10 protein-coding genes and 2 pseudogenes are annotated in these 7,862 nt (G+C 66.1%); 6 read left to right on the forward strand and 6 right to left on the reverse strand.

Annotated elements, in window-relative coordinates; translation table 11 throughout:
• The first annotated feature begins 305 nt into the window (after positions 1–305).
• Positions 306–491 carry an N-acetyltransferase gene (locus tag ACZ6TU_RS38770; RefSeq protein WP_467682348.1) on the forward strand — a complete coding sequence of 62 codons (186 nt, stop codon included), beginning with the start codon at positions 306–308 and terminating at the stop codon, positions 489–491.
• Positions 492–615: 124 nt separating this feature from the next.
• Positions 616–1,398, forward strand: coding sequence for a PIG-L deacetylase family protein (locus ACZ6TU_RS38775; protein ID WP_467682346.1), 783 nt, complete (start codon positions 616–618; stop codon positions 1,396–1,398).
• A 62-nt stretch (positions 1,399–1,460) separates the two neighbouring features.
• Here the strand turns inward: ACZ6TU_RS38775 and ACZ6TU_RS38780 are convergent, their stop codons facing one another.
• Positions 1,461–2,252 carry a phosphotransferase gene (locus ACZ6TU_RS38780; protein WP_469553500.1) on the reverse strand — a complete coding sequence of 264 codons (792 nt, stop codon included), beginning with the start codon at positions 2,250–2,252 and terminating at the stop codon, positions 1,461–1,463.
• Positions 2,253–2,451: 199 nt separating this feature from the next.
• Between ACZ6TU_RS38780 and ACZ6TU_RS38785 the strand changes: the two genes are divergently transcribed.
• Positions 2,452–2,787: a class I SAM-dependent methyltransferase gene (locus ACZ6TU_RS38785; protein ID WP_469553503.1), complete on the forward strand. Its 336-nt coding sequence runs from the start codon at positions 2,452–2,454 to the stop codon at positions 2,785–2,787.
• A gap of 110 nt (positions 2,788–2,897) precedes the next feature.
• On the opposite strand, the gene ACZ6TU_RS38790 is transcribed toward ACZ6TU_RS38785, so the two are convergent.
• Positions 2,898–3,137, reverse strand: a complete 240-nt coding sequence (locus tag ACZ6TU_RS38790; protein WP_467682342.1) for a class I SAM-dependent methyltransferase — start codon at positions 3,135–3,137, stop codon at positions 2,898–2,900.
• Positions 3,138–3,415: 278 nt separating this feature from the next.
• On the opposite strand from ACZ6TU_RS38790, the gene ACZ6TU_RS38795 reads away from it, so the two are divergent.
• Positions 3,416–3,976 carry an AAA family ATPase gene (locus tag ACZ6TU_RS38795; RefSeq protein WP_467682340.1) on the forward strand — a complete coding sequence of 187 codons (561 nt, stop codon included), beginning with the start codon at positions 3,416–3,418 and terminating at the stop codon, positions 3,974–3,976.
• A 257-nt stretch (positions 3,977–4,233) separates the two neighbouring features.
• On the opposite strand, the pseudogene ACZ6TU_RS38800 reads toward ACZ6TU_RS38795, so the two are convergent.
• Positions 4,234–4,583 (reverse strand): annotated as a pseudogene (locus ACZ6TU_RS38800) (transposase); the annotation flags it as partial.
• A 32-nt stretch (positions 4,584–4,615) separates the two neighbouring features.
• On the opposite strand from ACZ6TU_RS38800, the gene ACZ6TU_RS38805 reads away from it, so the two are divergent.
• Positions 4,616–5,071, forward strand: a complete 456-nt coding sequence (locus ACZ6TU_RS38805; protein ID WP_467682338.1) for a methyltransferase domain-containing protein — start codon at positions 4,616–4,618, stop codon at positions 5,069–5,071.
• On the opposite strand, the gene ACZ6TU_RS38810 is transcribed toward ACZ6TU_RS38805, so the two are convergent.
• Both ACZ6TU_RS38810 and ACZ6TU_RS38815 read right to left on the reverse strand, forming a co-directional pair.
• Positions 5,062–5,667, reverse strand: coding sequence for an HD domain-containing protein (locus ACZ6TU_RS38810; RefSeq protein ID WP_469553491.1), 606 nt, complete (start codon positions 5,665–5,667; stop codon positions 5,062–5,064). The genes ACZ6TU_RS38805 and ACZ6TU_RS38810 overlap by 10 nt on opposite strands.
• Before the next feature lie 34 nt (positions 5,668–5,701).
• Positions 5,702–6,286, reverse strand: coding sequence for a transposase (locus tag ACZ6TU_RS38815; protein ID WP_469553494.1), 585 nt, complete (start codon positions 6,284–6,286; stop codon positions 5,702–5,704).
• 119 nt (positions 6,287–6,405) lie between these two features.
• Between ACZ6TU_RS38815 and ACZ6TU_RS38820 the strand changes: the two are divergent.
• A pseudogene (locus tag ACZ6TU_RS38820) lies at positions 6,406–6,654 on the forward strand (site-specific integrase); the annotation flags it as partial.
• A gap of 262 nt (positions 6,655–6,916) precedes the next feature.
• Here ACZ6TU_RS38820 and ACZ6TU_RS38825 read toward each other — a convergent pair.
• Positions 6,917–7,348, reverse strand: coding sequence for a GNAT family N-acetyltransferase (locus tag ACZ6TU_RS38825; protein WP_469553497.1), 432 nt, complete (start codon positions 7,346–7,348; stop codon positions 6,917–6,919).
• Positions 7,349–7,862 lie beyond the last annotated feature (514 nt).

Genomic DNA, 7,862 nt, shown 5'->3' on the forward strand with positions numbered 1-7,862 from the left:
GATACGAACGTAAGGCCGAACACTTCCTCGCCTTCGTCGGCATAGCCGCAGCCCTCATCAGCTACCGCCGACTCACCAAGTGAAACGACCTCTAAAGCGGTGCGTTCTTACCGGAAGCCATTCGGGGAGCCGATCCGCTCCCCGAACCCTTGCCTGTTTGTATGCACTTCTTTGGGCTCCACTGCACGTAGCTGTTTTGGCTCCATGCGCCGGCCGGATGTCCCGTCGCCGATGATCTGGTCCGCGGCTGCGACTCTGACGTCTGGTCTAGCGAAGGCGGATTGGATCGGGTGCAGGTCGCCAGTGTGACCTGGACGGAAAATCACGCGAGAATCATCGGCTGCACCCTGAAGGATGGCCCCAACGCGAGGGCGATCCGCTTCTACCAGCGGTACGGATTCAGGACCACTGGTGAACGTGAGCTCTGGCGAGGCAAGCTGCCCAACGTGCGCATGACCCGTGAGTCCGAGCTGGGCGACAAGATCACCTAAGATAGCGCGCGAATCGGACCGGTTCATCTGAGATAGAGACCAGGTCGGCTGAGCCCGACAGGACGCCCAGACCGGCATTGGCCAGCTGCGCACCCACCCCGTCATGAGAAAGGTCCATCATCCCGTGACGACATCCACTCTCCCGTCTGTGCCGTCCCTGCTCGGCGTCTTCGCACACCCGGACGACGAAAGTCTTCTCGCGGGCGGAGTCCTCGCCCAACACGCCGCCCACGGCGCGCGCACCGCCGTCGTCACCGCTACCTGGGCTCCGGACAGTCACAGGGCGGCGGAGCTCGCTGAAGCCCTGGAAGTCCTCGGCGCTGGCCCACCTCGGATGCTCGGCTACGGCGACGCCCGCAACGACTCGTCAGCACCTGGCCGCCCCCGGTTCTGCGACGTGTCCCTCGATGAGGCGATCGCCCAGCTGGTCGCGCAGGTGCGGGAGTTCCGTCCCGACATCGTGGTCACCCATGACGCCGTCGGCCAGCTGACCGGCCACCCCGACCACCGCCACACCCACCGGGTGACCCTGCTCGCGGTGGAGGCTGCCGGGCTCGCGCACCTCTACCCGGATGCCGGTGAGCCCTGGCAGACGCGTGCCCTCTACTCCGCCACCCACCCGCACTCCGGGGTCGGCGACCTGGGATCGCTGCTGACCGGCGTCGGTAAATCCATCCTGTCCGTCGCGGACGAGTACGTGACCGCAACGGTCGATGTGACGCCCTGGGTGGAGCAGAAATGGCGCGCGATCACCGCACACCGTGGCGAAGTCGCCCGCGAACGCCCCCTGCCCGGCCTCCTGGCTCGCCTGCCCGAGGACACCCGCCTCAGAATCATCTCCACCGAGTACTTCACGCGCCTCGCGCCCACACCGGTCCCAGGCGATCCGCATCAGCTGACGCCCTGACCACTCAAGCCGCCCATCACTCGCCAAGGCCGCCACCTGGCAGACACCCGCGGGAGTTATCGTCAAGACCTGTGGATCAGATCTCTGATTGGCTGCGTGGTCAGCGATGACGTGGGGTTGCCCATCCAGCACTTCACGGCGCCTGAGACACAACGAACTCTACGTATTCGTTGGGAGGCTGCACGCCTCGTTACAGCATCCATTACACCCGGCTTGCGCCGGTCAGCGCGAGGGTCACCCGATAGCCGAGTTCCACAACGGGTTTGTCGAATCTGCCGTTCAGGCCGGCCAAGTAGGGGCCGAGGAGATCTCTGCATGTGCTGAGGGCGAGGCTTGCCAGATCGGCACCGACGTGGGCCTGTGCCGAGTGTGGCCCAGTCCAGGGCGACGGTCGTCAGGTTGTCCAAAGCGAGCAGATTTCCTGCAGAGAAGTCACCGTGGACGAGGACGTGTGGGACGCGCGAGAGCTCATCAAGTAGTTCGCCACGCTGTTGCCACAGGGCCACCATGCGGGGGTCGGCAGTGACCAGGCTCCAGTCGAGGTGGCTGGCAGTGATCCGCTGGACGAGCTGATGCCCAGAAAGCCAGTTGACGTCCGGCACCGCTGCGGTTGCCTGCCACGCCCCGAGCCGACGTGCCGCGACCTCAGCGGACTCCGCGCTTCCGGACACGTCGGCCAGATACACGACGTCATCAACGACGCCGTAGCAGCGCGGTGCCGCCAAGCCGGGTCCGATCGGCAGTACGCCGCTGGCGTAGGCCAGCGGTTCGCGACGCCAGTACGCCCAGTGCCCCGGATCGCCCGCGTACGGCGCATGGCGACCGGAAAGCACCGGCTGAAATCCCTGACGCACGATACGAAATGGCAGGTCCGCGGTGCCCAATCTCGCTACCCCGAACAGTCGGCTGACCTCACCTGTCGCAGTACCACTGCTACCGGTGATCGGATCATGCCGGCAGCTTAGTGCTCTGTCTGGAAAGGTTCACCGGCTTGGTTGGCACGTCTAGCGTGCTCCCGTGAACGATCACGGTGTTGCTCACGGTTTCACGTCGGTGGACACGCGGCCCCGGCCCGCTGAGTGGGTTCAGGTCCTGGACCGGCTGAGTGCGGAGCCGTTTTACGCCGCTTACAAGCAGCGGTTGCAAGAGTTCCTGCGTGCCGAGCCCGGCGGGCTGTTCCTTGAGGTTGGAGCAGGTACCGGGGACGCCGCCGTGGCCCTGCGCCCGCGCAGTGGGGCCGAGGTCGTCGCGGTCGACAGCTCCTTGACGATGATCGCGCAGGCCCGGCACCGAGGACTGCCACGCTCCACTGTGGCGGACGGGCACCGGCTGAGGAGGGACAGTGCTGGGAGGGCGCACACGAAGTCGGTCGCCGTCTTGACCGGATAGAGACCCAGCACCGCCAGGACACCGCCCGGAGCGAGGGCCTTCCGCAATGTCAGCGCCGTATGGAACGGCATGTGGTGGAGGCTGGCGATGCATGAGATGAAGTCGTAGTGTCAGTCGGGTAGTTGCTCGTCGCGCACGTCGGCCTGACGGTATCGAGGACCGCCCCTGGCCGCTCGCGCCGCCTCGATGACCTCCCCATTGGCGTCTGTCCCCTCGACGTCCAGCCCGCGCCCCGCGAGCAACCGCGCGAACCGTCCCGTCCCGCAACCGACGTCCAGCGCCGTCCGCGCCCCGTCCGGCACCTGCTTCAGCAGCAGCGGGTAGTAGTGATCGTTGAAGTTGAAGGCCATGCGGACGGACCCTACCTGCGGGTGCTCAGGGATGCTGGCGTTCCTGACTCTCCGCTGTCCCCCGACTCGGTCTGGCGCGGTTGTTGTGCACCGGGCGGGGGCGCGCTTCGCTTGCCTGGTGCCCCCGGCGTTGCTACTTCCGGGAAGGGCCCTCCTGCAGGCTGCCCATGCGTCAGGATGCTCAGTGTGCTCATGAATCTGTTGCCCGGTCCGTAGCGGCCGCATGGGTTTGGCCGCCTTGGAGCATACGGATTCACGGCCTGGCTATGCTCTGGGCCATGATTCTTTGGTTGAACGGAACCTTCGGAGCTGGTAAGACGACCACCTCGAAGGAACTTGTCTCCCTGATTCCAGAGGCGAGGATCTTCGACGCGGAGTACGTCGGCTACATGCTGCGCGATGCCGTCACTGACATGCCGAGGACGAGGGCTGGCGGCTTCCAAAGCTGGCAGCCATGGCGTGCTCTTGTCGTGGAGACGGCTGCTCAGCTCCTCAACTACGTTGGCGGTCGGCTGATCGTGGTCCAAACAGTCCTCGAAGAGCAGTACTGGACCGAGATCCGTGACGGTTTCCAGAAGGCCGATATTCCATTGCATCACGTCGTGCTGCACACCGATCCCGACACCCTCACCCAACGGATCGAGGCAGATACCGAGCACAGTCGCGACTGGCGCCTTAACCACCTCGTCGCCTATCGCGAGGCCGTTCCCTGGCTGCATCGCGAAGCCGAGGTTATCGATACGACGCACCGTACGCCGCAAGAAGCTGCGCAGTTGATCGCGGCGGGAATCAGCTCATCCTGGAACCTTCCCACCGAAGATCTTCCGAAGCAGACCTGATCTCGGACCATGCCTGGTGTGCTGACCCTGGAGCGTGAGGTCGGTGTAGCAGCTTTGGACTGGAGTTTCAATGACCGAGTCAAGGTCGTTGGCGTCCTTCACCAGTGCGGCCGATAGGGCATCTCGGAGATCGTCTGTGCCTCGGCCGACGAAAGTCAGCCCTGATGGCGGGCACGCCGTCCGGTCAGGCGCGTGTGTGCCTCACTGGGCCCCCACCGGCCTCAACCACGATGCCTTCTCTGTGACATCGAGCTGAGTCAAGCAGCCGTGGTGGGCGGGGACGGGGTGAAGGCTCGATTGTCGCGCATGAGGGCCCAGAGCACGCTGGTGCGGCGTCGTGCGAGGACGATGACGGCCTGGACGTGCTGGCAGCCCTCGCCGCGCTTCTTGAGGTAGTACTCCCGGTTGGGGCCGTCGCGGATGATGCTGGTCTGCGCGGAGAGGTAGAAGACTTGCGCAGGCGGCGGCTGTAGCGCTTGGGGCGGTGCAGGTTGCCGGTGCGACGGCCGGAATCGCGGGGGACGGGGACCAGTCCGGCGGCTGACGCGACGTGGCCGGCGTCGGCGTAGGTGGTCATATCGCCTGCTGCGACGACGAACTCGGCTCCGGGTCCTGCAGCACGTCGTTGAACCGGCCCGGGTGCTGGAGGAGTTGCTGCGGGTGGTCCGCCCCGGCGGCCGGGTCGCCTTGGCGGACCCGGACTACGACACCCAGGTACTCGACATTGACGACCAGGAGCTCGCCCGCCGGGTGCTGCGCTTCAGGGCCGACGTGGGCCTGCGCAACGGCTCGCTGGGCCACCGGCACGCCGGATTGCTTGCGGCCCGCGGCATCCACGACATCATGGTGGAAGCCCGGACTCTGGTCGTGCGCGACCCGTCGGCGGCCGACAATGTCATGGGCCTGCGCACCTGGGCGCACACAGCCGCAGCCCGGGGCTACCTCGACCCCGTGGACGCGGACCGGTTCGTGGCCCAGTTCGACGATAGGGCGCTATGCCGCGCATCAGGCCGCGGTGGCGAGGGGGCGTCCGCCCCAGCGGATGCCCCGTCACGGAAGCCGCGTGACGATCCGTTTCCCGGCCCTCAGCCCTGATCGAGCGGATTGGTAACAGTCCGTTCCGCCCACTCTCCCGCTACCAACTGCGCCGCCGCGCACCCCGGCTTACGCTCTGCCTGGTCCTGGAACAGGCGCACGAAGGACTTGGCGCAGCCCAGCCGGGGGTATGCCCCAACGAGTGTGTCCGTGAAAGACGGGTCGAAGGCTTCCAGGCCCGCCCCGGATACATCCGCGCTCGTCCCCACCTGCAACAGTCGGCTCTCCACGTCTACTTCCGGCGCAACGTCGTCCCGCATATGGAGCACGATCAACTCAGCCGCCCGGTCGCGTCGCTCAGTCGGCCAGCCGAGACCGGCCGTGAAGACCCGGGCCAGGTGGCCACCAGCCTCTTCAAACGAGAGCGTGTGACTGTCGAAGGGCGGAACGAGCCCCAAGTCATGCAGCAACGCCGAGACGAAGAACAACTCACGGTCGAAGTCGAGGCCACGCGCCTCCGCCCAGGCCGCGCCGAAGAAGTATGACCGCACAGAGTGGTGGTACAGCGCCTCGTCAGCGTATTCCTCACAGACCAGCCGCGCCGCCTCTGTCGCCCGCCCCACAGGTACGCGCACCCCTGCAACCTCGATCAGCATCCGCCCAACCCCCTTACAACCGAACATCATTCCGCTACGCGCACCTTAGCCAGGACTGGACTCCCAACCCGGTGAACGTTCGCGGCCACAGCACTAGCTGCTCAAGTAGCCGTCGGGGCGGTTCGCGCTCGCTCCACCACCCACCGGCGCGGCAGCACCACGAACCCTTCACGTCGTCGCTGCGCTTGACGACCGTGACGACCAGGTGCAGCACGGCCAGCGCCCAGGAGACGAGCACACCGGTGTAGCCGAATCGGCTCACAGCTTGGTGATGGCGGGGAACTGCTTGTGCAGGGCGGGCAGCATCTCGGCGGCGGCCTCGGTCGGTGACATCGGCGGCTGTCACCTGGATCGCCAGCAGCAGTCCGATCGTGTCGCAGATCAGGTGCCGACGCCGACCATTGATCTTCTTGCCGCCGTCGTAGCCCCGGCTGCCGGCGCCCACGACCGCGTCGCCCGTGACCGACTGCGAGTCGATCGCTGCGGCGGTCGGCTCCGGATCGCGCCCGGCCGCCTCGCGGACCTTCCCGCGCAGCCGATCGTGGAGCTCGTCGATCAGCCCGCTCTCCCGCCAGCGCCGGAAGAAGGCATAGACCCGGTCCCAGACGGGGAAGTCCACCGGCAACGCCCGCCTTATGTGGAATCGAACAGGGCTAGCCTGTCGTTATGGCCCCCATCCTGTGGGGCAAGTTCCCCACTCTCGCTGAGCATCAACTGGCCGGTCGGTTACTCCAGTTCATGGCGAACGTCGGTCGGGCTCCCAATACGATCGACGCGTACGGGCGAGCGGTCGAAGACCACCTGCGATTCTGTGCAGTGGACGGCACAGATCCCGCACTGGCCGGTGCGGACATGGTTGTCGCCTGGATCGGGGACATGCTCGACCGGCCCCACCAGCGAACAGCGAAGGCGCCTCTGCTGCCGGAGACCGGTGTGGCGAACGCGACTGTCCAGCAACGCCTGGTGGCCGTGCGGTCCTTCTACGAGTACCTGGTGGAAGATGGACTGCGTGAGCGGAAGCCGGTACGGCGGGGGCAGTCGAGCCCACATGGCCGACGGCCCCGCCAGGGTGCGAAGCCCTCGAAGGCGACCACGAAGCGGTCACGCCCTCGCCGAACGCCTCGCAGACACACCCACCCCAGCCGGCCCAACCCCCAGAAATCTGGGCGCCGCCGACCGCTTCATTCCCCTGACCCAGCCCAAGAACACGATCACTCCTCGCGGAGACAACAGCGGCCAATAACCACGCTCATCCCAGGTGCGGATCGAGGAGAAACCAGTAGTTCACTGTGGGGCCCTGCGCAGCAAGCCCACCTCCGAGGGATTCGTACAGGGACCGGGCCGCCAGGTTCGCTTCACCGGTGGTCAAGAACATCTTCGTGGCCCCGGCCTTCGCCCCCGCCTCCATGAAGGCGCGAAGAAGATCCCGTCCGACGCCCCGGCGGCGATGGGATTCCGCCACCTCAAGTTGGTGGACATAGAGCATCGATGACGAGTCCGGACGCGCCAGGTGGTGCCCCCAGCACCACCCAAAGAGCTCTGCCTCATCGGACGCTACGAAGGCGAGTGCGCTGGGCGTGTCACCAAACGCCCGAACCACATCGGCCTCCTGGACGCCACGGAAGTGGCGGACCGCCCGCTCAAGCAGTGACAGTTCGTCTCGCGAAATCTGTGTGATCACGGCCTCATACTGCCTCGCCCGCGCAGGCGGTGGGAGCGGCCGACAACAGGCCGTCGCCGCACCTAGCACATCCCCTGGTATTTAACCTTTGGCAGAGCCTCAGTGAGACCGATAGGTTCTCCGCGGTGACCTTGATGGAGACGCAGGGCCTCGTGTCGATGACGGACGAGGCTCAGTTGCGCTGGATGGCGCTGGGAGACACCACTCGGCTGCTGCCGTAGTCATGCTGCATGGCGGTCCGGGTCTGCCGGACTACCTGGACGATGTCGCCGCCATGGTCGCGGACCTTGCACCCGTGTACCGCTACGACCAGCGTGGCACGGGCCGGTCCCCGTGGCGGGGGCGGCATTCCCTCGCCCGGCAGTCGACGATCTCGCCGAGCTGCTCGATGCATGGGACATGTCCAAGGCTGTGCTGATTGAGATCGTTTCATCTTGAACTCGCAGGTCGGGTCTCTGGCGTGGGTGGAGATTGACTCGCTCGTGCTGGTCTAGGACGTGATCATTAGCAGGTG

This window comes from Streptomyces sp. NPDC052064 (assembly GCF_055585925.1).